This is a genomic window from Bradyrhizobium sp. SZCCHNS30572 (assembly GCF_032484415.1).
In the GTDB taxonomy this organism is placed as follows: domain Bacteria; phylum Pseudomonadota; class Alphaproteobacteria; order Rhizobiales; family Xanthobacteraceae; genus Bradyrhizobium.
Genome location: NZ_JAUESY010000003.1, coordinates 495148 through 521989, shown reverse-complemented (window position 1 = coordinate 521989; position 26842 = coordinate 495148). Strand labels below are relative to the sequence as shown.

Below are 26842 nucleotides of genomic sequence, written 5' to 3'. Positions count from 1 at the left end.
GACGACCAACAGGCGCTTTCCGGTCCTTGCGTGCTTGCGCGGCAGGACGGGAATGATCGCCACCACCCAACCGGGCCGAAGATACGACCATGTCTCCAATCACAGGATTCCCCTTCCTTCGGGCGCCGGGCTCACGCCTGCTGACCGCGGCCGGCTGTGCTACCGTCGGCCTGCTGCTGGCCGGCTGCGAGCAGAAAACGGCCGCAACCCCACCGCCGTCCCGGCTGGTGCGAACCGAGGTGGTCAAGCTGTCGGAGCGCCGGCAATCGATCACGCTGACCGGCGACGTCCAGGCGCGCGTGCTCGCCGACCTGTCGTTCAGGGTCAGCGGCCGCGTCACGGAGCGGCTCGTCGAGGTCGGCGCGCACGTCAAGGCCGGACAGTTGCTCGCCAGGATCGATCCGGCCGAGCAGCAGGCCGACCTGGATTCCGCCGAGGCCGCCGTGACCGCCGCGGAGTCGCAGGTGAAGGTCGCGACCTCCAACTTCAATCGGCAGCAGACGCTGCTCTCCAGCGGCTTCACGACGCGCGCGACCTTCGACCAGGCCCAGGAGACGCTGCGGACGGCGGAAGGCTCGCTGGAATCCGCCAAGGCCCAGCGCGACACCGCCAAGGACGCGCTGACCTTCACCGAGTTGCGCGCCGACGCCGACGGCACGATCACCGCGCGCAATATCGAGGTCGGCCAAGTGGCGCAGGCGGCGCAGTCCGTGTTCACGCTCGCGCGTGACGGCGATCGCGATGCCGTGGTCGACGTCTACGAGGCGGCGCTGTCGTTGAAGTTCGACGGCACCAAGGCCGCGATTGCGCTGCTCTCGGATCCCTCGGTGACGGCCAAGGGTCAAGTGCGCGAAGTCTCGCCGACCATCGATCCCAAATCCGGGACCGTCCGTGTCAAGATGGCAATCGAAAATCCGCCGCCCGAGATGATCCTCGGCAGCGCCGTCAGCGTCACCGGCTTCATCAAGCCGGAGCAACGCATTGTGCTGCCCTGGAGCGCGCTCACCGCGGCCGGCAAGAAACCGGCGGTGTGGCTGGTCGATGCCGCCGACAAGACCGTGTCGCTGAAGCCGATCACGATCGAGGACTACGAGACCGGCGCGATCGTGGTGTCGGCCGGGCTGCAACCGGGTGACCGCGTCGTGACCGATGGCGGCAAGCTGCTCAGCGTCGGCCAACAGATCGTATTCAACGAGGAGAAGCGGTCGTGATGACGCCCATGCGTTGTGTTCTTCCGCTCGGCGCGCTCGCTCTGCTCGCCGGCTGCAACGAAAAGGCCGCCGCTCCCGAGCCGGTCCGGCCGGTGCTGTCGATGAAGATCGAGCCGCAGGCGGCCAACGGCTCGGCCGTCACCGGCACGATCGAGCCGCGCTACAAGGCCGATCTCAGTTTCCGCGTGCTCGGACGGCTGATCGCCCGGCCCGTCTATGTCGGCGACATGGTCAAGCAGGACCAGGTCGTCGCGGCGATCGATCCCGCCGCGCTCGAGCTCGCCGTGCGTGCCTCGGCCGCCGAGGTCTCGCGCAGCCAGGCACAACTGACCAATGCGACCGGCACCGAGGGCCGGCAGCGCACCCTGCTGGAAACCGACGCCACCACCAAGGCGACCTTGGAGAGCGCCGAGCAGTCGCGCGCGGCCGCCCAGGCCTCCGTCGTCAAGGCGCAGTCCAATCTCGCCAAGGCGCGTGAGCAGCTCGGCTACGCCCAGCTCAAGGCGGATTTCGCCGGCATCGTCACCGCCGTCGGCGCGGAGGTCGGCCAGGTCGTCTCGCCGGGACAGAGCGTCGTCACGGTGGCGCGGCCCGACATCCGCGAGGCCGTGATCGATGTCGGCGACGACATTGCCGGGGCCTTGCAGGCCGGCACGCCGTTCACCGTGCGGCTGCAGGTCGATCCCAGCGTCAGCGCCGCCGGCAAGGTGCGCGAGATCGCGCCGCGCGCCGACGCCACCACGCGCACGCGCCGCATCCGCATCACGCTCGACAATCCGCCCGAGATCATGCGGCTCGGCACCACGGTGACCGCCTCGCTCGATATCGAGCAGAAGACCGTCATCCGGCTGCCGCGCTCGGCTGTGCTCGAGCAGAACGACAAGAGCTTCGTCTGGCTGGTCGACGCTACCAGCAAGACGGTGAAGCGACAGGAAATCACGATCGCCCGCAACGAGGACGGCAGCGTCCGCGTCACCGGCGGCCTCGAAGCCGGGCAGCGCGTCGTCACCGCCGGCGTGCACAGTCTCAAGGATGGCCAGTCCGTCCGCATCGATCAGGAATCTCAGCCGTGAAGTCCTTCAACCTCTCCGACTGGGCGCTCGAGCACCGCTCGCTCGTCTGGTATTTCATGATCGCCTTCATGGCTGCGGGCCTCTTCTCCTACGTGCATCTCGGCCGCGAGGAGGATCCGTCCTTCACGATCAAGACGATGCTGATCCAGGCCAAATGGCCCGGCGCCTCCGCCGAGGAGATGACGCGGCAAGTCACCGACCGCATCGAGAAGAAGCTGGAGGAACTGCCGGCGCTCGACTACACCAAGAGCCTGACGGTGCCCGGCCAGACCACCGTGTTCGTCAATCTGCGCGACACCACCAAGGCACGCGACGTCGTCCCGACCTGGCTGCAGGTGCGCAACCTGATCAACGACATCAGGGGCGACTTCCCGTCCGGCGTCGTCGGGCCGGGATTCAACGACCGCTTCGGTGACGTGTTCGGCAACATCTACGCCTTCACCAGCGACGGCCTCAGCCAGCGCCAGCTGCGCGACCGCGTCGAGGAGGTTCGCGCCAAGGTGCTGACCGTGCCCAATGTCGGCCGGGTCGACATCGTCGGCGCGCAGAACGAGGTGATCTATCTCGAATTCTCGCCGCGCAAGGTGGCCGCGCTCGGCATCGACCAGCGCACCATCCTCAACGCGCTGCAGGCGCAGAATGCGGTGTCGCCGTCCGGCGTGCTGCAGGCCGGCCCCGAGCGCGTCGCCGTACGCGTCTCCGGCCAGTTCACCTCCGAGGAGAGCCTCAAGGCGATCAACCTGCGCATCAACGACCGCTTCTTCCCGCTCACCGACGTCGCCACCATCACCCGCGGCTATGAGGACCCGCCGACGTCGCTGTTCCGCTTCAACGGCCAGCCTGCGATCGGGCTTGCCATCGGCATGAAGGCCGGCGCCAATCTGCTCGACTTCGGCGAGGCACTGAAGGAGGAGATGACCAAGGTCATCGCCGACCTGCCGGTCGGCGTCGGCGTGCATCTCGTCTCGGACCAGCCCAAGATCGTCGAGGAAGCCGTCGGCGGCTTCACCAAGGCGCTGTATGAGGCCGTGATCATCGTGCTCGCGATCAGCTTCGTCAGCCTGGGCGTGCGCGCCGGCCTCGTGGTCGCGATCTCGATCCCGCTGGTGCTCGCCATCACCTTCCTGTTCATGGCCTACACCGGCATCTCGCTGCAGCGCATCTCGCTGGGCGCGCTGATCATCGCGCTCGGCCTCTTGGTCGACGACGCCATGATCGCGGTCGAGATGATGGTGGCGCGGCTCGAGGTCGGCGACTCCTTGCGCAAGGCCGCAACCTACGTCTACACCTCCACCGCCTTCCCGATGCTGACGGGAACGCTGGTGACGGTCGCGGGCTTCATTCCGATTGGCCTCAACAACAGCGCCGCCGGCGAGTTCACCTTCACGCTGTTCGTCGTGATCGCGGTGTCGCTGGTCGTGTCCTGGATCGTCGCCGTGCTGTTCGCGCCGCTGCTCGGCGTCACCATCCTGCCCGCGACCTTGCCGAGTCACCATGCCGAGGGCGGCCGGCTGACGCGGATCTTCCGCGCCATGCTCAATGCCTGCATGCGGAACCGCTGGACCACGATCGTCGCCACGGTCCTGATCTTCGGGCTGTCGGTGTTCGGCATGCGCTTCGTGCAGCAGCAGTTCTTCCCCTCCTCCGACCGTACCGAGTTGGTGATCGACTTCAACCTGCCGCAGAACTCCTCGATCGCCGAGACCAACGCGCAGATGGCGCAGTTCGAGCAGGAGGCGCTGAAGGGCAATCCCGACATCGACCATTGGTCGACCTATGTCGGCTCCGGCGCCCAGCGCTTCGTGCTGTCGTTCGACGTGCAGCCGGCCGACGTGTCGTTCGGCCAGATCATCATCGTCACCAGGAGCCTCGAGGCGCGCGACCGCGCCCGCGCCAAACTGCAGGCCTATCTGACCAAGACGTTCCCCGGCACCGACGCCTATGTGCATCTGCTCGACATCGGCCCGCCGGTCGGCCGCCCGGTGCAGTATCGCGTCAGCGGGCCCGATGTCGCCAAGGTGCGCGAGATCGCGCAGGAATTGGCCGGCGTCCTGCGCGGCAACAGCCATCTCGGGGCGGTCATCTTCGACTGGATGGAGCCGGCGCGCGTCGTGAAGGTCGACGTGCTGCAGGACAAGGCGCGCCAGCTCGGCGTCACCTCGGAGGACATCGCGAATGCGCTGAACAGCGTGCTCGACGGCACCTCGATCACCCAGGTGCGCGACGACATCTATCTGATCGACGTACGCGGCCGCGCCCAGGCCAAGGAACGGCAGTCGCTGGAGACCTTGCGCGACCTGCAGCTCTCCGGATCCAACGGCCAGTCGATCCCGCTCGCGGCGCTCGCGACCCTGCGCTACCAGATCGAGCAGCCGGAGATCTGGCGCCGCTCGCGCCAGCCGACGCTGACCTTGAAGGCCAGCGTGATCGATCAGGTGCAGCCGAACACGGTGGTCGATCAGCTCAAGCCGGCGATCACGGCCTTCGACGCCAGGCTTCCGGCCGGCTACAAGGTCGTCACCGGCGGCAGCGTCGAGGAGAGCGCCAAGAGCCAGGCGCCGATCATCGCGGTCGTCCCGATCATGCTGTTCACCATGGCCACCATCCTGATGCTGCAACTGCAGAGCTTCCAGCGGCTGTTCCTGGTGTTCGCGGTGGCCCCGCTGGCCTTGATCGGCGTCGTCGCAGCACTGCTGCCGAGCGGCGCGCCGCTGGGCTTCGTCGCCATCCTCGGCGTGCTCGCGCTGATCGGCATCCTGATCAGAAACTCGGTGATCCTGATCGTGCAGATCGAGCATCTGCGCGAAGAAGGACGGCCGCCGTGGGAGGCCGTGATGGAGGCGACCGAGCACCGCATGCGGCCGATCATGCTGACGGCGGCCGCGGCCTCGCTGGCGCTGATCCCGATCGCGCGCGAAGTGTTCTGGGGTCCGATGGCCTATGCGATGATGGGCGGCATCATCGTCGGCACGGTGCTGACCTTGCTGTTCCTGCCGGCGCTCTACGTCGCCTGGTTCCGCATCAAGGCGCCGGACACGACGGCGACGTCCGAGGCCACGCCGCACGGGGCGTGAATCGCGGATAATTGCGTGGGATAAGCCGTTCGCGTGGGTTAAACGCCACGCGGCGGCCGGTTAGATTCGGCTTTCATGGAAGGAAGCGAATCATGACCGATCCTCAGATCGTCTGCCCCTCCTGCCGCACCGAGATCAAGCTGACCGAGCAGCTCGCAGCGCCCCTGATCGCGGAGACGCGCCGGCAGTTCGAGAAGCAGCTGCAGGCGAAGGAAGCCGATTTCGGCCGCCGCGAGGCGCAGCTCAAGGCGGCGCAGGAGCAGATCGCGCAGGCCAGGGCCGCGATCGATCAGCAGGTCGCCGCCAAGCTGAAGGCCGAGCGCGCTGCGATCGCGCAAGCCGAAGCCGAGAAGGCGCGCCAGGCCGTCGCGGATGAGATGGGCAATCGCGATCGCCAGCTCGCCGAGTTGCACGAGACCATCCTCAACAAGGACGCCAAGCTCGCCGACGCCCAGAAGGCGCAGGCCGAGATGATGCGCAAGCAGCGCGAACTCGACGAGGCCCGCCGCGAGCTCGATCTCACCATCGAGACCAAGGTGCAGGAGAGCCTTGTTGCCGTGCGCGACAAGGCGCGGCTGGAGGCCGAGGAGTCGCTGAAGGCCAAGGTCGCCGAGAAGGAAACCCAGATCGCCGGCATGCAGCGCCAGATCGAGGAACTCCGCCGCAAGGCCGAGCAGGGCTCGCAGCAGCTGCAGGGCGAGGCACTGGAGATCGAGCTGGAATCGCAGTTGCGTGCGCGCTTTCCCCGCGACCTGGTCGAGCCGGTTCCGAAGGGCGAGTTCGGCGGCGACGTGATCCATCGCGTCGTGGCCCCCAGCGGCCAGGTCTGCGGCGCGATCCTGTGGGAATCCAAGCGCACCAAGAACTGGAGCGATGGCTGGCTGGTCAAGCTGCGCGACGACCTGCGCGCCGCCAAGGCCGACATCGCGCTGATTGTCTCGAGCGCGCTGCCCAAGGGCGTCGACGGCTTCGACCTGATCGACGGCGTCTGGGTCGCCGAGCCGCGCTTCGCGCTGCCACTGTCGCTGGCACTGCGGCAGTCGCTGATCGACGTCGCCTGCAGCAAGCTCGCGCAGGAGGGCCAGCAGACCAAGATGGAGATGGTCTACGCCTATCTCACGGGGCCCCGCTTCCGCCACCGCATCGACGCCATCGTCGAGCGCTTCACCGAGATGCAGTCGGATCTCGACCGCGAGCGCAAGACCATGATGCGGCTGTGGGCCAAGCGCGAGGAGCAACTGCGCAGCGTGCTGGATTCGACGGCGGGCCTGTATGGCGACCTGCAGGGCATCGCCGGCCGCGCGATGCAGGAGATCGAGAGCCTCGACGTGCTGCTGATCGAGGGCAAGAGCGAGGCGGCGGAGTAGCGCACACCGGCCGCCGCCCCGATCCGAGGTGTGCCAGCACCAGCTGCGCGCTTATGCTTTCCGACGCGGCCGCGTCTCGCATTCCCACGGCGGCATGCGGATGCAGATGACCGCTACTGCTTCGCGATCTGCGTGCTCGCCTGTGCGTCCCTTGGCACAGCGCCCTTGTCGACCCATTCCGGCGGTGCGCCCAGACGGTTGGCGACCATGCCGATGACCCCGGGATCCCTGCCGAACGCCTCGCACGCCGCGTTCTTCGGCTTGCCGCCGAGCGCCGCGCCGATCCGTTCGATCGACGGCAGCTTCGGCACCTTTCCGAACGGGGTCTCGCCGGTCACCAGCATCTGGCCGAAATCGGCGCTGAACGAACCTGCCAAATCATAGGCATCGCCGGCCTGCGACAGCACCGGCGAGTTGGTGAACGAATTGGCGCCGCGCGCCCATACCATTGCGGCCTGCTGCCGGCCCTTGCGGTCGAGTGCCTCAGCCTCGATCGTGAGACTGCCGAGCCCGATCGGCAGCCGCGGCACCGGAACGGGAACGCCGAGCGCGCCCGGCACGGCCGACACGACCTTCGACGCACCGGCGGCGACCGGATCGGTCGGCGTCGCCTGGGTGATGAAGGTGCGCGTCGTCAGATCGGCCCTCTGATTGGGCGCCACGACCGTGAAGCGTTCGCTCAGGTTGAGACACAGCGCGCGGTCGACGGCATTGGCGACGAGCTGCCGCTGCTGGTCCGTCAGCACCGCGCCGGCCTGGCCCGAGAAGGATGTCGGCATGATACGCACGGTCTGGGCCGCGAGCACATTGTCCTTGTCGACGTTGAGCTGCGACTTGGCGAGCAGGCCGTTCGATTCCGCCAGCGACTGATAGGATGCGAGCGCGCCGCTCTGCGTCATCTGCGCCGTGGCGCAGCCCGACAGGCCGAGCGCCGCGCACAGCATCATCAGGCGGATGGTGGCGGGGGTACAGGATCTCACGAAAGCCGCGACGTCGATCTCGACCATGCTTCTCCCGCCTCACGCCCACGATGATCGCCCTCTCGCGGGCGGCGCATCCTTCTCCGAGATTTCGGACGGCGTGGGGCGGAAGAATGGAGAGATGTTTCGAAACGGCACCAACAAGGGAGACGGTGTGGCGAGCGCGGCTCGCTCCGGCGCCATTATGGCCGAGAGAAGACGGTTCACCCCACCAGCTTGTCCAGCGTGATCGGCAAATCCCGTATGCGCCTTCCGGTGGCGTGATAGACCGCGTTGGCGATCGCCGCGGCGACGCCGACGATGCCGATCTCGCCTACGCCCTTGATGCCCATCTTGTTGATGATGCGATCCTCCTCGTCGACGAAGATCACCTTGATATCGTGAACGTCGGCATTCACCGGCATGTGATATTCGGCGATGTTGGCGTTCATGATGCGCCCGAACCGCTGGTCGATCTGGGCTTCTTCGTGCAACGCCATGCCGATGCCCATGACGACCCCGCCCATGATCTGGCTCGAAGCCGTCTTGGTGTTGAGGATGCGCCCGGCGGCGACGGCATTGACGATGCGCGTCACTCTGATGACGCCGAGCTCCTCGTCGACCTTCACTTCGGCGAAAACCGCCGAGTGGGCGTTGTGGGCGTGCTTGTCGTCGTCCTCGAAATCCGAGCCGCGCTCCTTCTCGATGCGGTCCTTGCCACCGTGACGCATCACGTCCGACATCGCCAACGACCGGCTGCGATCGGAAATGGCGACGATGGCGCCATCGGCGAGCGTCACTTCGTCGGCGGTGAGCCCCTGCAACGGCGAGCCCGGGATGGTGTGCGCGATCTTCAGCAGCTCCGCCCGGATATCATCGGCCGCGTTGACGATCGCATGCGAGATCGAGGCTGCGGTCCACGAACCTCCCTCCACCGGCGCCTTGGGCAGCGTGGAGTCGCCCAGCTTCACATTGATGCTGTCGAGCGGCACGCCGAGCATGTCGGCGGCGACCTGCGCCATGATCGTGTAGGTGCCGGTGCCGATATCGGAGGTCGCGCTCGCCACCTCGACATGTCCATTCGCCGTCATCACGATCCGCGTCGCGAACGGCATCTGCAGTGCCTCCCAGGCGCCGCTCGCCATGCCCCAGCCGACGAGTTCTCGGCCGTCACGCATCGACCGCGGCTCGGGATTGCGCTTCGACCAGCCGAACGCCTCGGCGCCCTGCTGATAGCACTCCTTCAGCCGCTTGCTGGAGAACGGCAGATCCTTGTCCTGATCCCGATCGGAATAACAGCGCAGGCGCAATTCGAGAGGATCCATCTTCAGCGCGACGGCGAGCTCGTCCATCGCGCATTCCAGCCCGTAGACGCCACTGGCGGCGCCGGGCGCGCGCATGTCGCCGGGCGTCGGCACGTCGAGCTTGGCGAGGCGGTGCGTCGCGCGCGAAGTAGCGGAGGTGTAGAGCACATCGCCCCAGCCGATGTCGTTGCGCGAGAACGCCTCGTGCTGCGAGGTCATCGCCACGGCCTCGTGCGTCAGCGCCGCCAGCGTGCCGTCCTCACGGGCGCCGAGCGCCAGCCGCTCGATCGTCGCAGGGCGATAGCACAGGCCATACATCTGGGCGCGGCTGAGCACGACGCGCACCGCGCGCTTCAGCTTCAGCGCGGCCATGGCGGCGAGCACCACTTGGTATTGCGGCCGCAGCCCGGAGCCGAACGCGCCGCCGACGAACGGCGACATCACCTGGACGTCGTCGTCCGTCAGCTGGAACACGCTGCAGACGTAGCGCTGCACATTCTGCACGCCCTGGGTCTTGTCGTAGACCACGAGCTTGCCGCCGTCGCGCCAGAGCACCGTCGACGCGTAGAGCTCCATCGGGTTGTGATATTCGATCGGGACGCCATAGTCGGCATCGTGACGCACGGCTGCGCCGGCAAGCGCCTTTGTCGCGTCGCCGCGCGGCTTGAGCGGCTTGTCGACCTTGAAAGCCTGCTCGCGCCGCGCATGCAGGTCGGTCGCGAAGCTCTCGGCCAGATACTCTACCGCGACCAGCGTCGCCGCGAAACGCGCGGTGTCCTCGTCCTCGGCGACGACCAGCGCCACCGGCTGGTAGTTGAAATGCACCCGGTCGTCATAAAGCGGACGATAGGGCGAGCCGTCCTCCGGCGCGACCTCGTCGCGATAGGCGTCATCCTTGTCCGCCATCCTGACCCGGTTGGCGTGGGTCAGCACGTCGAGGACGCCATCGACAGCCAGGGCGCGGCTGGTATCGATGCGCACGATCCGCCCCTTCGGAATGGTGGAATTGACCACGACGCCGAAGGCGAGATCGGGCGCGGTGAACTCGGCGGCATATTTGGCGACACCGGTGACCTTGGCGCGGCCGTCGATGCGGGAGGTGGCTGTGCCGATGCGAGCTGTCATGACATCACCGGATGGTCTTGATGGCTTGAATCTGGGGCGTTGCGTTCGCGGCCTGGGTCAGGGTGCGCACAATGGCGCGGCGCGCCAGCGGGATCTTGAAGGCGTTGTGCGTGGCGGCTTTCGCATCGCTCAGCAGGATGTTCGCAGCGCGGCCGAACGCCTGGGGATCCGGCGCCTGCCCGCGCAGCGCGGCTTCGGCCGCCTCATTGCGCCACGGCTTGTGGGCGACGCCGCCGAGCGCCAGGCGCGCCTCGCCGATGCGGCCGCCGTCGAGCTCGAGCGCAGCGGCGACCGAGACCAGCGCGAATGCGTAGGACAGGCGATCGCGGATCTTCAGATAGCTGTGATTCGCGGCGAAGCCCTGCGGGGGCAGCTCGATCGCGGTGATGATCCCGTCGACGCGCAGCGTGTTGTCGAGATCCGGCCGGTCGCCGGGCAGCCGATGGAAGTCCGCAAGGGCGATGACGCGCTCGCCCGAGGAGCCCGCGACCTGCACCTTGGCGTCGAGCGCGGCGAGCGCCACGCACATGTCGGAGGGGTGGGTCGCGATGCAATCGGCGCTGGCGCCGAGGATGGCATGGCCGCGGTTGAGACCGTCGACCGCCGAGCAGCCGGCGCCGGGCGTGCGCTTGTTGCAGGGCGTGGCGGCGTCATAGAAGTAGGCGCAGCGCGTCCGCTGCAGCAGATTGCCGCCGGTCGAGGCCATGTTGCGCAGCTGCGCCGAGGCGCCGGCGAGGATCGCGCTCGCCAGCAGCGGATAGCGGCTCTCGATGAGGGGGTGATAGGCGAGCGTGCTGTTCGGCACCAGCGCGCCGATCCTGACGCCGCCGGCGCTCGTCTCCTCCACATTCGTCAGCGGCAGGTAGCTGATGTCGATCAGCTGACGCGGCTGCTCGACGTGATACTTCATCAGGTCGATCAGGTTGGTGCCGCCGGCGATGAACTTGGCCTCCGGCGTCGCCGCCTTGAGCCTGACGGCCTCGGCGACATCGCTGGCGCGCGCGTAGTCGAAATTGTTCATCGGCTGCCTCCCATCGCCTGCTCGATGGCGCCGACGATGTTCGGATAGGCGCCGCAACGGCAGATGTTGCCGCTCATCAGCTCGCGGATCTCGTCCTTCGTCTTCGCCCTGCCCTCGGCGATCAGGCCGGCGGCCGAGCAGATCTGGCCCGGCGTGCAATAGCCGCATTGGAAGGCGTCGTGATCGATGAAGGCCTGCTGCAGCGGGTGCAGCTCATCACCCTTGGCGAGTCCCTCGATGGTCGTGATCTCGGCGCCGTCTTTCATGACCGCGAGCGTCAGGCAGGAGAGCACGCGGCGGCCGTCGATCAGCACGGTGCAGGCGCCGCATTGACCGTGATCGCAGCCCTTCTTGGTGCCGGTGAGGTCGAGATGATTGCGCAGGAGATCGAGCAGCGTGGTCCAGGGTGCCACCCACAGCGTGTGCGACTGGCCATTGATCTGAAGCGTGACGGACAGAGGAGCAGGCTTTGCGGTGGACGCGGCGCTCTGGCGCGGTGGCGGCGGGCTCATGCGGGGTCTCCGTTGACGGACCCGCATCAACCCGCGATGGCGCGAATGGTTCTTGGCAATTTTCGAACAGCGGACAGCAGGAATTGCTCAGCCGGCACGCGCAGAATGTGCACGGCAGAACCGCTTGCCGATCAATCGTTTCGTCAACCAGACTCAGGCGGCGCGGCCGAGCCACGCCCGCATCTTCTGCGCCAGGCTGCGGCGTGGCGCACCATCCAGCGCCTCCGCATCCGCGGCGGCCACGTCTTCGCGCGGCGCGGCGGCTTCTGCGCCGGCATTCGGCACGTCCGACGGCCTGTCCTTATTCGGGCTGCTTTCGGCATCCGGCGCGGCCTTGCTCGGCACGAGCGACTTGATCGCTGCGGCCACGGCCTCGATACGCTCGAGGTCCGCCGGCTCACGCTCGCTTGCAGCGGGTTCGGCCGCCATCGGGACCGGGTGGGCCTCCACCGGCACTGCCGCCGGATCCGAAGCAGTCGGTTCGGATTGACCGAGGTCGGGCGCCGCAGCCGCGAGCACGGCTTCGGCGGGCTGCTCGCCCGGCACGGCGATCGCGAGGTCGGCGATCTCCGGAGCCGGCGCTGGGGCGGGCTGCTCCACGACCCGGCTGCGGCGCTTCCTGGCGGTTGCAGGCTTTGCCGCGACCGCCGCCGTCTCCGCTGCGACCTTCTCGACCGGCTTCTTGTCAGCGGCGGTCTTCGCCGCCACCTCGGGCGCTGACTTCGCCTTGGTCTTGCGGATCAGGCCTGCGAGCGCGTACGGCCCGACGGTCTCCAGGAACGTCTTCTCATGATCGCGCGACAGCCGCCCCACCGCCGCATCGAGCGGCAGCCAGTCGACGGCGCGGACATCGTCCATGAGCGGCTGCGACGGCTCGCCGGCCGCTTCCATGCGCCAGTAGTGCACGACCTTGGCACGCGTGCCGGTATCGTAAACCAGGGTGCCGAGGAATTCATGCACGGTGACCTTGTGGCCGGTCTCCTCCAGCACCTCGCGCCTGGCGGCGTCGCGCGGCGTCTCGCCGTCGTCGAGCTTGCCCTTCGGCAGCACCCATTCGTCGCGCTTGCGCAGGCGCACGACCGCGATGCGCGGCGGCTGTTCCCGCCGCAGCACGATGCCCCCTGCCGCCATGATCGGCGCTCTCGCCATCGCCTCTCCCGAGCCGCAACGACCGCAACTCCCGCGGTCTGATTCGTCAGTTGAACGCTCCGATATAGGACTGCGCAACGCCGAAATCGAGATTCCGCAAGCGTGGACCTGACATTCATCCGGCGGCGACGCGCCTGCGCCACAGTGGCTGTCCGGCCCGGATACGGGCGCCTTCCGCCACATCGCGGCAGAATGTGAAGTCGCCGGGCGCGAGCAGGATGATGGTCGAGCCGTGCTCGAACCAGCCGAGCTCGTCCCCCTTGCGCACATTGTTGTTACAGGCGTAGGCGAGCGGCCGCTCGGTCTGCGCGTTCAATACGCGGTCGAGCGCATGCAGCCGGATACTCGCCACCAGGATCGCCGCCACCGGCACGATCGTAAACGGCTCGCCGGAGGCAAGATGCGTGCGGATCACCGCGCGCTCGTTCTTGCAGAACAGCCCCTCGACCCGCTTCAGCGCGATCGGATTGACGTTCCAGACATCGCCATGGATCAGGCTGACATGCTCGATCGTCATGTCGGCCGGCGCGTGGAAGCGGTGATACATGCTCGAGGTCAGACGCAAGGTGACGAAGCTGCCGTTGCGATGGGTCTCGACCACGGCCGGATCGGCGACGAGCTCGCGCAGCGAATAAGGCGCGCCCTTGATCTGGTAGAGCTCGCCGTCGCGGATCAGGCCGTGGGCGCCGATGATGCCGTCGGACGGGCTGGTGACGATGGCGGGATCCGGATCGAACGGCCGCAGGCCGGGCTTCAGCTCGCGCGTGAAGCAGGCGTGCAGACTCTTGAAGCGGCTCTCCTTAGCCTCGGAGAGATCGAGGTCGGAGAACAGCTTCCACAGCGCGATCGACGCGTCCCGGATGAGCGGGTTCTCGATCTTGGAGAACCAGCCCATGAAGCGGGTCAGCGCGGCGCGCGGCACGCGGTTGGTGAGCAGGAAGTTGAGGTCTTCCTGTTGGGTGACGGAGGCGATCAGGCTTTTGACTGTCATGAATCTGTCAGCAGGAGGGGTTAGCGCTTTTGGACATGATGGAAAACTCGATTCCTTATGTATCGCTCGCCGTTGGCGCTGCCGTGACGGCCGCCATGGCCCCGAAGGTCAAGGCCCGCATCGAACTGTCGCGCGCCAAGCACCGCTCGCTGGCGGGCCATTCCAAGATGTCGCGCCGGATCTCCAGGCTGATCCCGCGCTATGAGTTCGAGATCGACGACTTCTTCCGGTCCGACGGCGCACCGCGGGCGATCGCCACGCAGCGCCAGGACGGCTTCTTCCGGCTCGGCGCGCTGTTCCAGGAGAAGTTCGCCAAGAGCCGCGCGCTGACGGCGGAAGCCGCAAGCCGCATCTCCGACCTGCAGTTCACCCAGAGCTACCGGGTCCCGTTCCAGTACAGCCGTCTGGTCAAGGAGCAGCTCGGCGCCGGCTCGTTCATGCAGGCTTCCTCCGGCGTGACCCTGACCGATCTCGACGGCAACCGGTTCTACGACCTCACCGGCTCCTACGGCGTCAACATCTTCGGCTATGACTTCTACAAGGAGTGCATCGCGGCTGCCGAGCGGCGCGCGAGCGCGCTCGGCCCGGTGCTCGGGCTCTATCACCCGGTCGTCGCTGACAACGTGAAGCGCCTGACCGAGCTGTCCGGCATGGACGAGGTCTCGTTCCACATGTCCGGCACCGAGGCGGTGATGCAGGCGGTGCGGCTCGCCCGCTACCACACCGGCCGCACGCATCTGGTCCGCTTCGCCGGCGCCTATCACGGCTGGTGGGGCGACGTACAGCCCGGCGTCGGCAACCCGATCGCGCCGCACGAGACCTACACCTTGGCCGAGATGTCCGAGCGCACGCTGCACGTCCTGCGCACGCGGCGCGACATCGCCTGCGTGCTGGTCAATCCGCTGCAGGCGCTGCATCCGAACGGCAATGCGCCCGGCGACTCGGCGCTGGTCGATTCCTCGCGCAAGGGTCGCTACGACCGCGAAGCCTACACCGCCTGGCTGAAGCAGCTGCGCGAGGTCTGCACGGAACGCGGCATCGTGCTGCTGTTCGACGAGGTGTTCCTCGGCTTCCGGCTCGCGCCGGGCGGCGCCCAGGAGTATTTCGGCGTCAAGGCCGACATGGTGACCTACGGCAAGAGCCTCGGCGGCGGCCTGCCGATCGGCGTCGTCTGCGGCAAGCGCGAGCTGATGCGCCGCTTCCGCGACGACCGCCCGGCCGACATCTGCTTCGCCCGCGGCACCTTCAACTCGCATCCTTATGTGATGGCGGCGATGGACGAGTTCCTGAGCCGGCTCGACAGCCCGAACCTCCGCGCCATCTACGACGGCCTGGATGAAACCTGGAATGGCCGCGCCGCGCAGCTCAACGCCGCGCTGGCCGAGCACGACCTGCCGGTGCGCGTCTCCAATATGCATTCGATCTGGCTGGTCGAATACACCGTGCCGTCGCGCTACAATTGGATGCTGCAATACTACCTGCGTGCCGAGGGCCTGGCGCTGAGCTGGGTCGGCACCGGCCGCTTGATCTTCAGCCTGAACTACACCGACGCCGATTTTGCCGAGGTGACGAAGCGCTTCGTCTCGGCGGCCGAGAAGATGAAGCAGGACGGCTGGTGGTGGAACGACGGCACGCTCACCAACAAGGCGATCAAGCGCCAGATTCTGAAAGAGATGCTCGGCGCCGCATTCGGGCGCTGACGGCGCAACCACCCTCCCCTGAAGGGGGAGGGTCGGCTCGCATGAGCGGAGCGAAATGCGCGCCGGGGTGGGGTGACGGCCTGTCCGCACATGAGGTGCGGGTGAGCAAGTGGAGAGATCACCCCACCCCGACGCGCGCTTCGCACGCGTCGACCCTCCCCCTCCCCCTCCAGGGGAAGGTGGCACGTGCCGCATGGCTGCAAGCTCGCTCGATTTCACCTCACAGCCCCCCACAAACACCGATGCCCGGGACCGGCCCGGGCATCGCTTTACTCTGGGCTTCAAGCCGGCTCAGGCGTGCTGCTCTTCGAGGCCTTCGTTCATCAGGTGCAGGCCGGGGTCGATCAGCTCGCCACGCAGCAGCGCCAGCGGAGCCGCGCGGTACTGCATGAAATCGTTGAACGGGTCGGTGATGATCTTGGTCATCCAGACCAGCCCGGTCTCGACGTCACGGATGAAGAACAAATGAATGGTGCGGAACAGCAGGCCGCCGATACCGATCACGAGCCACAGCTTGGCGGTCTCGCGCACGAATTCCATCGCCGAGGTCCAGGGCGGCAGCAGGCCGAACAGGGTCGGCTGCAGATAGAGCACCACGGGGGCCGCGGCCCAGATCGACATCAGCACGACCTTGCGCTGCAGATTGTAGCCGACCTTGATCTCTTCCTTGTGCTCGTGCGTCGCCTGGTTGACGTGGTCGTAGCCCTTCGGCTCGAAGAAGAAATGGCCCGCCTGGCGCGAGGTCATCGACACCAGCCAGCCGATCAGCGCCGAGACCAGCGGGTCGAACACCATCATCACATAGGCGATCATGAAGCTGAGCGCGCTGACGAAGTGGAGGCTCTGGTTGATACGGCTGTGATGATAGTAGCGATGGTCGTCCCAGCGCTGGATCCGCAGCTGCTCCAGGAAATGCTTGATCATGGTTGCTCCGAAGAATGAGTTGCAGGTCTTGTACAGGGATTCGGTGTAGATCGCATGACATCATCAAGATGTCATGCGATCGGACGCAGCGAAACGTTTCGGACTACGTAGAACGTCGCGGAGGCGGTAGAGGGCGGCCGCGGCTTCAGGCCGCGGCGGCACGCTCCAGCTTGCGGAAGCGGACCAGCGAGAAATGGCCGAGCGGCGGGATCAGGCGGCGCTCGACCAGCTCCATGCGCTCGGCGCCGGCGAGCCAGCGCAGGTAGCGCGACCAGCCGAACTCGGCGGTACGGAAACCGAGCCGGCGCACCACCGGCTGCAGCGCCTGCTCGATCACCCGGCGCAGGCCGTCATCGGCGCTGACGCGGGTCAGGATGATCAGTTCGCCGCCCGGGCGCAGCACGCGCGCGAACTCGTCCAGCGCGACCTCCGGGTTCGGCACCGCGGTGACGACATATTGCGCCATAACGACGTCGAACGAATCGTCGGGAAAGTCGAGCTGCTCGGCGTCCATCACCGCGAGACCCTCGACGTTCTTCAGCCGCTGGTCGGCGACGCGCCGCATCGCCTTGCCGAGCATCGCCTCGGAGATGTCGGTGCCGAACACGCGGACATGCGGCGCATAGAGCGGCAGCGAGATGCCGGTGCCGACGCCGACCTCGAGCACGCGCCCGCCGAGCTTGTTCGTGGCTGATATCGCGGCCTTGCGGCCCTTCTCGAACACGCCGCCGAACACGAGGTCGTAGATCGGTGCCCAGCGGTCATAGGCCTGCTCGACCTGCTCGCGATCGAAGTCGAGCTCCCGCGCGCCGCCGAGCTTCATGGTTTCTGCCATCGTTACATCTCACTTGGGTTTGGAATTGATGGAGTGACGCAAAGTTCGCCGTCAGCCGCGCACGGCGCTCTGACCGGCCAGCACCGGTGTCGGACGCACGACGCGGGACGGCTGCAGCACGGCGAGATTGCCGATGAACTGGCGCGCGCTGTTCTCCCAGGAGCGGTCGAGCGCAAATGCCCGGCAGGTCTCGCGCGACATCGTCAGCGCCTTCAGGCAGGCGGCGCGCAGGTCCCAGTCGATCGCCCCGATCGGATGATCGGCGATGACGTCGAGCGGACCGGTGACGGGGAAGGCCGCGACCGGCGTGCCGCAGGCCAGCGACTCCAGCTGCACGACGCCGAACGTATCGGTCAGGCTCGGAAACACGAAGACGTCGGCGGCCGCCATGTGCGCGGTCAGATCGTTGCCGGTCTTCTCGCCGAGGAAATGCGCCGCCGGGAAGCGACGCTCGAGCTCCGCCTTCTGCGGGCCGTTACCGATCACCACCTTCGAGCCCGGCAGGTCGAGCGCCAGGAAGGCTTCCAGGTTCTTCTCGACCGCGACGCGGCCGACGGTCATGAACACAGGACGCGGCAGATCCAGCGCGACCGGCGCGTCCGGATTGAACAGCTTCGTATCGACGCCCCGGGTCCAGAAGCCGAGCCGCTTGAAGCCGCGCGACGCGAGGTCCTGCTTCAGCGAATTTGTCGCGACCATGGTCATCGCGGCGGCGTCGTGGAAGCGGCGCATCACCCAATAGCCGACGGCATCGGGAATGCCGGTGCGCACAGCGACGTACTCCGGAAAGCGCGTCGTGTAGGACGTCGTGAACGGCAGGCCATGGCGCAGGCAGTAGCGGCGCACCGCCCAGCCGACCGTGCCTTCGGTGGCAATGTGGATCGCATCCGGCGCCGCCGCCTCGATGCGCCGGGCGATCTCGCGGCCGTTGGTCATGGCGAGCCGCAGGCCCGGATAGGTCGGCACGCCGAACGACGGAAAGCCTTCCGGCGTGAGGAAGGTGATGTCAGCGCCGAGGCCGGCGGCCGCGCGAGCCAGCGAGGTGAGCGTGCGCACTACGCCGTTGACCTGCGGGTGCCAGGCGTCGGTTGCGATTAAGATCCGCATAAGGCGATCCGGAAAGTTGCAGCGATTCTGAACAGCCGCAAATTCCGACATTGTTATTTCAGGCGTGTGACGTCATCGAACTGTCGAAGGGTCTTTTTGCCCGCCAACTGCTGTTTTCCCCGCGATCTGTGGCTGTCCCGCGCGGCTGCTGTCGTGAAACCGTCATGAAACAAACGGTTAAGCCGACGAAACCTTTTTGCGCGCAGCGCGCAAACGCAACGAAACTTTTCTCCCCTATGAGTTGCAGCATCGGGCGCGGGTCAATGCGCCGCAGGGAATGATGACAGGCAACTGATTTTGACGACGCCGGTCGAGACAAGCACGGCGCGCACCAAGCGATCAAACGAGGGGACGTCCATGTTCACGTCAGGCACAGTCGGTTCGCGATCCCGCATCCTGTTTGCTGCGCTGATCGTCGGTACGTTCGCTGCGGCAACGCCGACGCGAGCCGCGCCTCCGGCCCCGCTCCCGTTCCCTTTCCTGCTGCCGCCGCCGATGGCGACCTACGAGCCGCCGGCAACAACGCCGCAACTGATCACGCCGCGCGAGGACGAGGCGACCGCTTATGAGATGCCCGCGCGCCTGCGCCGCCAGGTCGTGAGCTACGCCACCCGCGAAGCGCCCGGCACGATCATCATCGACACACCAAACAAGTATTTGTACTACGTGCTCGGCAGCGGCCAGGCGATGCGCTACGGCATCGGCGTGGGCCGCGACGGCTTTACCTGGTCCGGCGTGCAGTCGGTGACCAGGAAGGCGGAATGGCCGGACTGGACGCCGCCGCCGGAGATGATCGCGCGCCAGCCTTATCTGCCGCGTCACATGGCCGGCGGTCCCGGCAATCCGCTCGGCGCCCGCGCGATGTATCTCGGCGGCACCGTCTACCGCATTCACGGCACCAACGCGCCCGAGACGATCGGCACGCATGTGTCGTCGGGCTGCATCCGCCTGACCAATCAGGACGTGATCGACCTCTATGCCCGCGTCAGCGTCGGCGCCAAGGTGATCGTGCTGCCGATGGAGCGCCGCGCCGATCTCGGCCGCATGACCCGCTGAGCTGCGCGGGCCGCACCGCTCGTTCCTTCTCCCGGATCCTCCCTGACTGGACCGCCGAGGCCCGAAAGCCGCGGCGGTCATTTCTTTGCGCGCATGCCGCCGTTCACCATCACGGCCGATTGATGATGGTCCGCGTCACGGGCTGCCCTGGCGCGCCTCCGTCCGGCCCTGTAAGCTCGGCAATCTTGTATTAACCGCGATCTCGCCGCTTCCGGCATGGGCCGGCGCGGCAGTTGGAGTCCGTGGATCCGACATGAACCTTCCGACACCGCGACCGGATTGGCAGAGCAGGCCGCATCCGCTCGCCCCGAAAACGCAGCCGCCGCCGCGGCGCTCGCCGCCCCGGCTGCGGCTGATCCTGATCGGCACCGCCGGCCTTGCCGCCGTCGTGCTGATCGGCATCATCATCGTGGAGGTGTTTCTGTTCTCGGGCAGCACGCCGGCGCCGCAGCTGACCCAACTGCCGCCGCTGCCGCCGGCCACGCGCAACTCGATCATCATGACGCCGGTCTCGATCTCGCTCGGCGCGATTCGTGACGCCGCCGAAAAGGCCACGCCGCGTAATTTCTCCGGCAAGGCCGACAACCCCGTCAACCAGATCCTGCAGAATGCCGACATCGGCTGGACGGTCACCCGCGGCGCCATCGCCGCCACCGGCACCCAGGACACTTTGTCGCTGGCGACGCCGCTCTCGGGCCGGCTGAACGTCACCGGATCGCTGTCCGCCAAAGCGACCGGCGCGCTCGGCGACGCCATCGGCGGCCTGCTCGGCGCGGATGCCGCCAAGCAGATTGGCGGCATCAACATCAAGAACCTGAACGCCACCGCCGACATCAAGGGCAACGTCCTGATCGCGATGCGGCCACGGCTGGCCGCCTCCTGGTATGTCGAGCCGAACTTCACCGCCCAGGTCAATCTCGGCGACACCGCGCTGACCGTCGCCGGCGCCCGCGTCAACGTGCCCGCGCAGATGAAACCGGTCATCGACAAGACCGTCAACGACCAGCTCAACGCGCTCAGCGAGAGGCTGCGCAAGGACCCGACCATGCGGCGCGTGGCGCAGGCGCAGTGGGCCCGCGCCTGCCGCTCGGTGCCGCTTCAGGGCACCACGCCGGGACTGCCCGCCGTCTGGCTCGAGATCAAGCCGACACGGGCGCTGGCCGCGCAGCCCGCGATCGATGCGAACGTCGTCAGCGTCACCATGGGGATCGAGGCGGAGACCCGGGTCACGGCGGCCGAGACCAAGCCGGAGTGCCCGTTCCCGGACAAGATCACGATCGTTCCGCCCACCGCGGGCACCGTCAACGTCGCGGTTCCGATCGATGTCCCATTCACCGAGCTCAGCAAGCTCGTCGACTCGCAGCTCGCCGGGCGGACGTTCCCCGAGGACGGCTCCGGCCCGGTCACGGTCACGGTGAAGCATGCGACCGTCGTGCCCTCGGGCAACCGGCTGCTGATCTCGCTGCAGGTGAAGGGAAAAGAGAAGGAGAGCTTCTTCGGCCTCGGCGCCGACGCGACGGTGCACATCTGGGGACGGCCGATGGTCGATCAGGCGCAGCAGATCCTGCGGCTGTCCGACCTGCAGCTCGCCGTCGAATCCGACGCGGCGTTCGGCCTGCTCGGCGCCGCCGCGCGCGCCGTGGTGCCACATCTGCAACGCGCGCTGCTAGAGCGGTCGGTGGTCGATCTCAAGCCGTTCGCCGACAATGTCCGCGACAAGATCGCGACCGCGGTCGCCGAACTGCAGAAGAACGAGAACGGCATCCGCGTCGACACCGACATCAACAACCTCGCTTTGACCGACATCGCCTTCGACGCCACCGTGCTGCGCGTGATCGCCTCGGCGGAGGGCACGATGTCGGTTCGAGTCAATACATTGCCAGGACTGTGACGGGCCGTTTCGGAACGTCGCATCCCGTCGCTGCACGCGTTTGCGGACCGTGCAACGACCGGCAATGATTCAATCGGGCCTGACCTGGTCTGGCGACACTCACGAATGTCCGCGCCGTTTCCGGTAGCCGGATGCAGCCGCATCGCGCGAGCGTGCGGCGGCCCCGAGGCCATACGTTTCGCGAGGCTTGACGCGCCCTCACGAATTCCGCAACACGGCGCAGAGAGACGTTGTCGGGCCCTTTCCGCGCGCCCGTCGTAGGAAACATTCCGTAACAAAATTCTTCGCAAAACGCCGCGATTCTAGGTCACTTGTCGGTATGGCCCAGACACAACCACACATTCTTGTCGTCGAGGACGACCGCGAGACGCGGACGCTGATCGCGAAATATCTGCGCAACAATGCCTGCAACGTGACCACCGCGACCGACGGCCGCGAGATGACCCGCATCATGGGCGACCACCGTGTCGATCTCCTGATCCTCGACGTCATGCTGCCCGGCGAGGACGGCCTGACCTTGTGCCGCAAGCTGCGCGCGGAATCGCAGGTGCCGATCATCATGCTCACCGCGCGCGGCGAGGACGTCGACCGCATCCTCGGACTGGAGATGGGCGCCGACGACTATCTGCCAAAGCCGTTCAATCCGCGCGAGCTGCTCGCCCGCATCAACGCGGTGCTGCGCCGGCAGGCGGCCGCGATGACGGCGAGCGCAACCGAAGGCGCGACGGCGCTGAGCTTCCTCGGCTGGACGATCGACTTCCGGCTGCGCGAACTACGCAATCCCGAAGGCGCACGCGTCGCGATGACGAGCGCCGAGTTCGATCTGCTCCGCACCTTCTGCGAGCGGCCGGGCCGCGTGCTGTCGCGCGACAGCCTGCTCGACCTGACGCAGGGCCGCAGCGCCGGCTCGTTCGAGCGCTCGATCGACGTGCTGGTCAGCCGCATCCGCCGCAAGATCGAGCCGGACCCGCAGGAGGCCACCATGATCAAGACCGTGCGCTCCGGCGGCTACATGTTCACACCCGTCGTCGAGGTGGTGACTGGCCCGCAAAGCCATTGACCGGCCCGATCGAATGGCGATGTCATGATGTCGTTCGGCTTTCTCAACCTCAAGGGAATCCGCGGCCAGATCACGGCGCTGGTCGCCATTTCGATCGTGGCGCTCCATGCCATCATCACGGCGACGTTCCTGATCTATCGCGCCGAGCAGCCCGACCCCGAAAACGAAGTCGGGCCACTTCAGCTCGCGACCGCCATCCGCATTCTTGGACGCGCGCCCGCTGCCGAACGGCCTCGACTGATCTCCGACATTGCCCGCGCCTATCCTGAGTTCGAGCTTAAGCCTCACGTGGGGCCTCTGCCGGGTGCTTCCGGCCGCCGGCGCGAGCCGGCCGGCCCCGACGTCGAGGCCGGGACCGGTGGCGACGAGCGACGGCCGGCCCCTCCGGAGCTCGCCGACGGACGGCCTCACGGTCCAGGCGGCTTTCGTGGCCTTGGCCCAGGCTATCGCGTCTTCATGCCGCCGCCCGGCTCCCAGACGCGCACCGTCATCTTCGCTCTGCCCGATGGCAACATGGTTTCGGCTCGAATGGCCGACCGGCCGCACCGGCCACCGTTCTGGGGCGCCCCATGGCTGACGACGATCATGTTCGCGCTGATCAGCACGACACTGCTCGGCCTGTGGGCGGCCCGCGCGCTGACCTCACCGCTGTCGAGCTTCGCCAAGGCTGCCGAGAGCTTCAGCCTCGATGGCGATGCCACTGCCCTGCCCGAGCGCGGACCGGAAGAGATCCGGTCGCTGGCGCGCGCCCTGAACCGTATGCGCCAACGCATCACGGCGCTGATGAACGACCGGACCAAGATGCTGGCGGCCATCAGCCACGATCTGCGGACACCGCTGACCCGCATGCGGCTGCGCTGTGAGTTCGTCGAGGACGAGCTGCAGCGCAATCGCATGCTGGCCGATCTCGATCAGATGCATGCGATGCTGGGCTCGGTGCTGTCATTCCTGCGCAACGGCCGCAAGCTCGAGCCGATGACGCTGGTCGATATCGCGAGCATCCTGCAGCTCGTCGCCGACCAATTCGCCGATGTCGGCCACAGCGTCACCTATATCGGCCCGGCGCACGCGATGGCGACGGTGCGTCCCGACGACCTGATGCGTTCGGTCACCAACCTGGTCGAGAACGCCGTGAAGTACGGCAAGGAAACCGTCATCAGACTGGTGGCGTCGGGGAAGTGCCTGACGATCGACGTGGAGGATGATGGACCCGGGATCGCCGATGCGCGCAAGCCCGACATGCTGGAGCCCTTCGTGCGCGGCGACGATGCCCGCAACATGGACGAGGCCACCGGGTTCGGCCTGGGCCTCTCGATCGCGAAGGCGATCGTCCAGGCGCATGGCGGCGAGCTGTCATTGCACGATCGCAAGCCACGCGGACTGATCGCCCGCATCGAGCTGCCGCTCGGCCAGACCACCTTGCGCCCCGCAGCATGACGCGCGAACGCGCCCGGACGGATCCGGGCGCGCCGCTTGGGCAGTCAGCTAGACGTCAGTGACGCCGTTTACTCTGAGTACTTGAACTCGGGCATCGACTTCAGCTGGTCCTTGGTGGCGTTGATCATCGCATGGTCGGGATACCAGCGATTCTTCGAGGAGCTCATCGACGAGGATGACGAAGTGCCGGTGGCGGCGCCGGTCGTCGTGGCCGGCGGCGTGGTCGCCTTGCCCGAGGCCGGAGCGTTGGAGGCGGTGTTGGCCTGAACCGGCTGGTCCGAGAACTTGATCTGGTCGAACGAGACAGCGACGAGGTGCTCACCCATGCCGAGGAAGCCGCCGACGCCGATCACGACGCCCTTGACTGCGCCGCTCTTGTCGATCAGCAGATCGTCGATCGAGCCGACATTCTCGTTGTTGTTGTTGTAGACCTTCACGCCGACGAGCTTGGAGCTGCGCCAGTCGCCCTGATAGGACGCGACGGTGGTGTCGCTCTTGATCGTGGTGTTGGTTGTGGTGGTGGTGCTCTCCGCAGCAAAGGCGGCGGTCGCGAGCAGCAGGGAACCGGCGAGGCCGGCCGCAACAGTCTTCATCATCATGTGGTGTCTCCTCTAGGTGGATGGTGACGAGAGAACGGCAATGGACAGTCGGCGTTCCGCGGGAACCACGATTTCGTCATGCTGCGCGACAAGCAGCCTCAGTGCGCCGCGGCAGTGTCACTTTGTGACGTTCGGGGGATCCGGGTGACGTCGCTCACATCGCCAAGCCGCACCGCCGCGCCTAGCACGGGAGCCCGACTAACAGGTCTACATTGGCTGGAGCTGGGTAAGCCTATTGCTGCTAGCTCGGTTTCACCTCTCCCCCGCCTGCGGGGTGGGTCGGATTGCATCGCCAGTTGCGATCCGGGTAAGAGGGTACAGATCTCCCCATCGGCGCTTCTCGTGGGTCTGCCCTCCCCCCAACCCTCTCAGCGCGAGCGAAGCTCGTCGCGCCCCCGTAAGAACGGGGAGAGGGAGCCGACCGTCAGCGCTGCAACGTCCCGCGATAGTCAATCGAGCCTACGCCGCCATCGCGCCGTTCTCGTCGACGGACTCGGCATAGAAGGCGATGGTTTCGTAGCGATAGTCGCAGAGGCGGCAGTGCCAGAGATAGGCGGTGCGGCGGCCATCCTTTTCGACCCAGGACGGCAATGCGATCGCCTCGCCACATTGGGCGCAGGGATTGTTGCGCGGCAGATCCACGACGCGAACCGTGGATGGCATCGCGTCGATATCGAATGAATGGTCGATGCTGGGTGAATGATCGTCGGCTGCCTTCACGGCCATGACGCGCTCCCTCTCTGTTCAGTCTTCTTGAATGAGTCAGGCATGCTGTCGAACTGACGGCCCTGATCTTAGCCGCGCGGCGGTTGTTTTGCACGCGCCGGGATGCCGCGCGACATCCGACCTCACGGAGATGGGATCAACGCGTTTGATTCAATTGCCGCCGGAGAGACCGCCGGTTCCGCGACATGACGGGCATCCGCCTTGCGCAGATGGATGGTGGCGATGTCGTCGGCATAAACCTTCTGCCAGCCGTCGACGTGATCGAGCAGCTTGGTCGCAGCACTCTGCGTGCGCAGCAGGGTCGCCTCGATGTCGTAGTCCTTGAGCAGGCGGAACAGATTGTCCGGCTCCATCAGGCCGGACGCGGCGTTGTGATCGACGAAGAACTTTTCGCCATAGAGCTCGGTGCGGCCGTCGATGAACGGCGCGACACCGGCTGAGATCAGGTAGCCGCCGAAATCATAGTCATTGAGAACCCGCGTGAGGTTGAGCTTCTTCAGCTCGGTCACGGCCGCGACCGGGGTGCCGCGCATGTTTGGCGTGTAGTTCAGGATCGAAGCCGAGGCGACCGTGCCGGCGCCGAGCGCGAGCATCACTGCCGCCGTCAGCGCCGCTCCCGACGCGCGCCCCGGCGGCAGCACGGGCGACGCGCCCGCCTGCCGCGCCAGCGGTGCGGCGAGCACCAGCGGACCGACCAACGCCAGGATCTCCGCCGCGCGCGCCTGCGCCAGCGCCATGTGCAGCAGGCCGAGCAGCATCAGGATCCGCACCGGAGGCAGCCTGAGACCATGGAACAGCGCGACCCCGATGGCGATCAGCAGGCAGATCTCGAACGGACCGAGCCCCTGGAAGTCGGTCGCCTTCCATTCCACGATCAACGGCAGCGCCTGGCCCAGCGAGAGGATCTTCTGCGACGCCAGCAGCGCATTCCAGCCATAGGGCGTGCAGCAGCTCGCCGCCAGCGCGAGCGCGGCAAACCCGGCCCAGCGCAGCGCCAGGCCGGCGCGGACCGAGCGATCGGCATTCACCAGCGCGTCGAGCGCGGCGGGCGCGATGAAGAACAGGCCGAACACGAATCCGCCATGCAGATTGGCCCACAGCGCGATCAGCGGCACCAGCTGCCATGGCGGCGCGGCCCTGCGATCGGCCGCATCGACAAGTCCGGCGATCCAGGCGACCAGGATCGGAAACGCCAGCACATGCGGCCGCGCCAGCAGATGCGGCAGGCAGAGCAGGAACGCCGCGACCACGAACACCAATGTCGTGGCGTCGCGCAGATGCCGGCCGAGGGCGCGCGCGAACAGCGCGAAGGACAGCGCGGTCGCCGAGGCCGCCAGCACCACCGGCCCGGCCCAGCCGGCGAACGTGTAAGCGGCCGCATAGGCGACCTGCGCCAGCCACTGCGTGGAGATCCAAGGCGCGCCGCGCATGGTGAAGGAATAGACGTCGACCTCGGGGACCGCACGGTGGTCGACGATCCACTGCCCCACCGTGATCTGCCACAGCGTGTCGGGATCGTTGAGCAGCCGGTTGCCGGAGATCAGCAGCAGCGCATAGACGCCGGCGCCGACCCATAGTGGCAGCAGCGCCTGCGCGCGCCCGGCGGTCGCTTCGGTGTGGGTGACGGACAGCGTCATCGCGGCAGGGCCCCGTTCGCAAAATTGCGCCGCCAGCCAAGCATGAACGGCATAATTCGCGGTAAACCGCCGGAGCATCCGCAC

At 67.0% G+C, this 26842-nt stretch carries 21 protein-coding genes; 9 read left to right on the top strand and 12 right to left on the bottom strand.

What is annotated here, in order from left to right; translation table 11 throughout:
• The first annotated feature begins 89 nt into the window (after nucleotides 1-89).
• From QX048_RS10620 to QX048_RS10605, 4 genes are all read left to right on the top strand, one after another.
• Nucleotides 90-1211, top strand: coding sequence for an efflux RND transporter periplasmic adaptor subunit (locus tag QX048_RS10620; protein ID WP_315827094.1), 1122 nt, complete (start codon nucleotides 90-92; stop codon nucleotides 1209-1211).
• The gene (locus QX048_RS10615; RefSeq protein ID WP_315769637.1) at nucleotides 1208-2284 is read left to right on the top strand and encodes an efflux RND transporter periplasmic adaptor subunit; all 1077 of its coding nucleotides are present in this window, start codon (nucleotides 1208-1210) and stop codon (nucleotides 2282-2284) included. The genes QX048_RS10620 and QX048_RS10615 overlap by 4 nt, the downstream gene beginning before the upstream one ends.
• On the top strand, nucleotides 2281-5358 hold the full coding sequence (locus QX048_RS10610) for an efflux RND transporter permease subunit (protein ID WP_315827095.1): 3078 nt from the start codon (nucleotides 2281-2283) through the stop codon (nucleotides 5356-5358). Before QX048_RS10615 ends, QX048_RS10610 begins: the two co-directional genes overlap by 4 nt.
• Nucleotides 5359-5450: 92 nt before the next feature.
• A complete protein-coding gene (locus tag QX048_RS10605; RefSeq protein WP_315827096.1) occupies nucleotides 5451-6725 on the top strand; it encodes a DUF2130 domain-containing protein in 1275 nt (424 codons plus the stop codon).
• Between the two features lie 113 nt (nucleotides 6726-6838).
• Here the strand turns inward: QX048_RS10605 and QX048_RS10600 are convergent, their stop codons facing one another.
• The 6 genes from QX048_RS10600 to asd form a co-directional block, all read right to left on the bottom strand.
• Nucleotides 6839-7732, bottom strand: coding sequence for a DUF3313 domain-containing protein (locus tag QX048_RS10600; protein ID WP_409977982.1), 894 nt, complete (start codon nucleotides 7730-7732; stop codon nucleotides 6839-6841).
• Between the two features lie 176 nt (nucleotides 7733-7908).
• Nucleotides 7909-10113, bottom strand: coding sequence for a xanthine dehydrogenase family protein molybdopterin-binding subunit (locus QX048_RS10595; protein ID WP_315827097.1), 2205 nt, complete (start codon nucleotides 10111-10113; stop codon nucleotides 7909-7911).
• Nucleotides 10114-10117: 4 nt separating this feature from the next.
• Complete coding sequence (locus QX048_RS10590) at nucleotides 10118-11134, bottom strand: xanthine dehydrogenase family protein subunit M (protein ID WP_316200714.1); 1017 nt, start codon at nucleotides 11132-11134, stop codon at nucleotides 10118-10120.
• Entirely contained in the window at nucleotides 11131-11646 is a 516-nt protein-coding gene (locus tag QX048_RS10585) for a (2Fe-2S)-binding protein (RefSeq protein ID WP_315827099.1), read from the bottom strand. Before QX048_RS10585 ends, QX048_RS10590 begins: the two co-directional genes overlap by 4 nt.
• Before the next feature lie 153 nt (nucleotides 11647-11799).
• Complete coding sequence (locus QX048_RS10580) at nucleotides 11800-12795, bottom strand: NUDIX domain-containing protein (protein ID WP_315827100.1); 996 nt, start codon at nucleotides 12793-12795, stop codon at nucleotides 11800-11802.
• A gap of 115 nt (nucleotides 12796-12910) precedes the next feature.
• On the bottom strand, nucleotides 12911-13786 hold the full coding sequence (gene asd / locus QX048_RS10575) for an archaetidylserine decarboxylase (protein ID WP_315827101.1): 876 nt from the start codon (nucleotides 13784-13786) through the stop codon (nucleotides 12911-12913).
• 35 nt (nucleotides 13787-13821) lie between these two features.
• Here asd and QX048_RS10570 point away from each other — a divergent pair, with 35 nt between their 5' ends.
• Nucleotides 13822-15486 (top strand): aminotransferase class III-fold pyridoxal phosphate-dependent enzyme, encoded by a 1665-nt coding sequence (locus QX048_RS10570; RefSeq protein WP_409999249.1) that lies wholly within the window; start codon nucleotides 13822-13824, stop codon nucleotides 15484-15486.
• A 291-nt stretch (nucleotides 15487-15777) separates the two neighbouring features.
• Here QX048_RS10570 and QX048_RS10565 read toward each other — a convergent pair whose 3' ends face one another.
• The 3 genes from QX048_RS10565 to QX048_RS10555 all read right to left on the bottom strand — a co-directional run bounded on the left by QX048_RS10565 (nucleotide 15778) and on the right by QX048_RS10555 (nucleotide 18352).
• Entirely contained in the window at nucleotides 15778-16410 is a 633-nt protein-coding gene (locus QX048_RS10565; protein WP_315717806.1) for a hypothetical protein, read from the bottom strand.
• A gap of 145 nt (nucleotides 16411-16555) precedes the next feature.
• Nucleotides 16556-17245 carry a class I SAM-dependent methyltransferase gene (locus QX048_RS10560; RefSeq protein WP_315717807.1) on the bottom strand — a complete coding sequence of 230 codons (690 nt, stop codon included), beginning with the start codon at nucleotides 17243-17245 and terminating at the stop codon, nucleotides 16556-16558.
• 51 nt (nucleotides 17246-17296) lie between these two features.
• A complete protein-coding gene (locus tag QX048_RS10555; RefSeq protein ID WP_315827102.1) occupies nucleotides 17297-18352 on the bottom strand; it encodes a glycosyltransferase family 1 protein in 1056 nt (351 codons plus the stop codon).
• Nucleotides 18353-18709: 357 nt separating this feature from the next.
• Between QX048_RS10555 and QX048_RS10550 the strand changes: the two genes are divergently transcribed.
• From QX048_RS10550 to QX048_RS10535, 4 genes are all read left to right on the top strand, one after another.
• A complete protein-coding gene (locus QX048_RS10550) occupies nucleotides 18710-19408 on the top strand; it encodes a L,D-transpeptidase (protein ID WP_315827103.1) in 699 nt (232 codons plus the stop codon).
• Between the two features lie 253 nt (nucleotides 19409-19661).
• Nucleotides 19662-21299, top strand: coding sequence for a DUF4403 family protein (locus QX048_RS10545; protein ID WP_315827104.1), 1638 nt, complete (start codon nucleotides 19662-19664; stop codon nucleotides 21297-21299).
• 319 nt (nucleotides 21300-21618) lie between these two features.
• A complete protein-coding gene (locus tag QX048_RS10540; RefSeq protein ID WP_315717811.1) occupies nucleotides 21619-22359 on the top strand; it encodes a response regulator in 741 nt (246 codons plus the stop codon).
• Nucleotides 22360-22383: 24 nt separating this feature from the next.
• Entirely contained in the window at nucleotides 22384-23796 is a 1413-nt protein-coding gene (locus tag QX048_RS10535; protein ID WP_315717812.1) for an ATP-binding protein, read from the top strand.
• Nucleotides 23797-23864: 68 nt separating this feature from the next.
• Here the strand turns inward: QX048_RS10535 and QX048_RS10530 are convergent, their stop codons facing one another.
• From QX048_RS10530 to QX048_RS10520, 3 genes are all read right to left on the bottom strand, one after another.
• Entirely contained in the window at nucleotides 23865-24395 is a 531-nt protein-coding gene (locus QX048_RS10530) for a PRC-barrel domain-containing protein (RefSeq protein WP_315717813.1), read from the bottom strand.
• 459 nt (nucleotides 24396-24854) lie between these two features.
• A complete protein-coding gene (locus QX048_RS10525; protein WP_315717814.1) occupies nucleotides 24855-25121 on the bottom strand; it encodes a hypothetical protein in 267 nt (88 codons plus the stop codon).
• 122 nt (nucleotides 25122-25243) lie between these two features.
• On the bottom strand, nucleotides 25244-26758 hold the full coding sequence (locus QX048_RS10520; RefSeq protein ID WP_315827105.1) for a hypothetical protein: 1515 nt from the start codon (nucleotides 26756-26758) through the stop codon (nucleotides 25244-25246).
• Between the last annotated feature and the right edge of the window lie 84 nt (nucleotides 26759-26842).

Bases quoted from the DNA above. Each gene is read 5' to 3' on its own strand.
- QX048_RS10540 (WP_315717811.1), top strand. From the start codon at position 21,619: ATGGCCCAGACACAACCACACATTCTTGTCGTCGAGGACGACCGCGAG.
- QX048_RS10570 (WP_409999249.1), top strand. From the start codon at position 13,822: ATGATGGAAAACTCGATTCCTTATGTATCGCTCGCCGTTGGCGCTGCC.
- QX048_RS10525 (WP_315717814.1), bottom strand. From the start codon at position 25,121: ATGGCCGTGAAGGCAGCCGACGATCATTCACCCAGCATCGACCATTCA.
- QX048_RS10530 (WP_315717813.1), bottom strand. From the start codon at position 24,395: ATGATGATGAAGACTGTTGCGGCCGGCCTCGCCGGTTCCCTGCTGCTC.
- QX048_RS10560 (WP_315717807.1), bottom strand. From the start codon at position 17,245: ATGGCAGAAACCATGAAGCTCGGCGGCGCGCGGGAGCTCGACTTCGAT.
- QX048_RS10600 (WP_409977982.1), bottom strand. From the start codon at position 7,732: ATGGTCGAGATCGACGTCGCGGCTTTCGTGAGATCCTGTACCCCCGCC.
- QX048_RS10605 (WP_315827096.1), top strand. From the start codon at position 5,451: ATGACCGATCCTCAGATCGTCTGCCCCTCCTGCCGCACCGAGATCAAG.
- QX048_RS10565 (WP_315717806.1), bottom strand. From the start codon at position 16,410: ATGATCAAGCATTTCCTGGAGCAGCTGCGGATCCAGCGCTGGGACGAC.
- QX048_RS10550 (WP_315827103.1), top strand. From the start codon at position 18,710: ATGTTCACGTCAGGCACAGTCGGTTCGCGATCCCGCATCCTGTTTGCT.
- QX048_RS10595 (WP_315827097.1), bottom strand. From the start codon at position 10,113: ATGACAGCTCGCATCGGCACAGCCACCTCCCGCATCGACGGCCGCGCC.
- QX048_RS10545 (WP_315827104.1), top strand. From the start codon at position 19,662: ATGAACCTTCCGACACCGCGACCGGATTGGCAGAGCAGGCCGCATCCG.
- QX048_RS10590 (WP_316200714.1), bottom strand. From the start codon at position 11,134: ATGAACAATTTCGACTACGCGCGCGCCAGCGATGTCGCCGAGGCCGTC.
- QX048_RS10580 (WP_315827100.1), bottom strand. From the start codon at position 12,795: ATGGCGAGAGCGCCGATCATGGCGGCAGGGGGCATCGTGCTGCGGCGG.
- asd (WP_315827101.1), bottom strand. From the start codon at position 13,786: ATGACAGTCAAAAGCCTGATCGCCTCCGTCACCCAACAGGAAGACCTC.
- QX048_RS10555 (WP_315827102.1), bottom strand. From the start codon at position 18,352: ATGCGGATCTTAATCGCAACCGACGCCTGGCACCCGCAGGTCAACGGC.
- QX048_RS10520 (WP_315827105.1), bottom strand. From the start codon at position 26,758: ATGACGCTGTCCGTCACCCACACCGAAGCGACCGCCGGGCGCGCGCAG.
- QX048_RS10620 (WP_315827094.1), top strand. From the start codon at position 90: ATGTCTCCAATCACAGGATTCCCCTTCCTTCGGGCGCCGGGCTCACGC.
- QX048_RS10535 (WP_315717812.1), top strand. From the start codon at position 22,384: ATGATGTCGTTCGGCTTTCTCAACCTCAAGGGAATCCGCGGCCAGATC.
- QX048_RS10585 (WP_315827099.1), bottom strand. From the start codon at position 11,646: ATGAGCCCGCCGCCACCGCGCCAGAGCGCCGCGTCCACCGCAAAGCCT.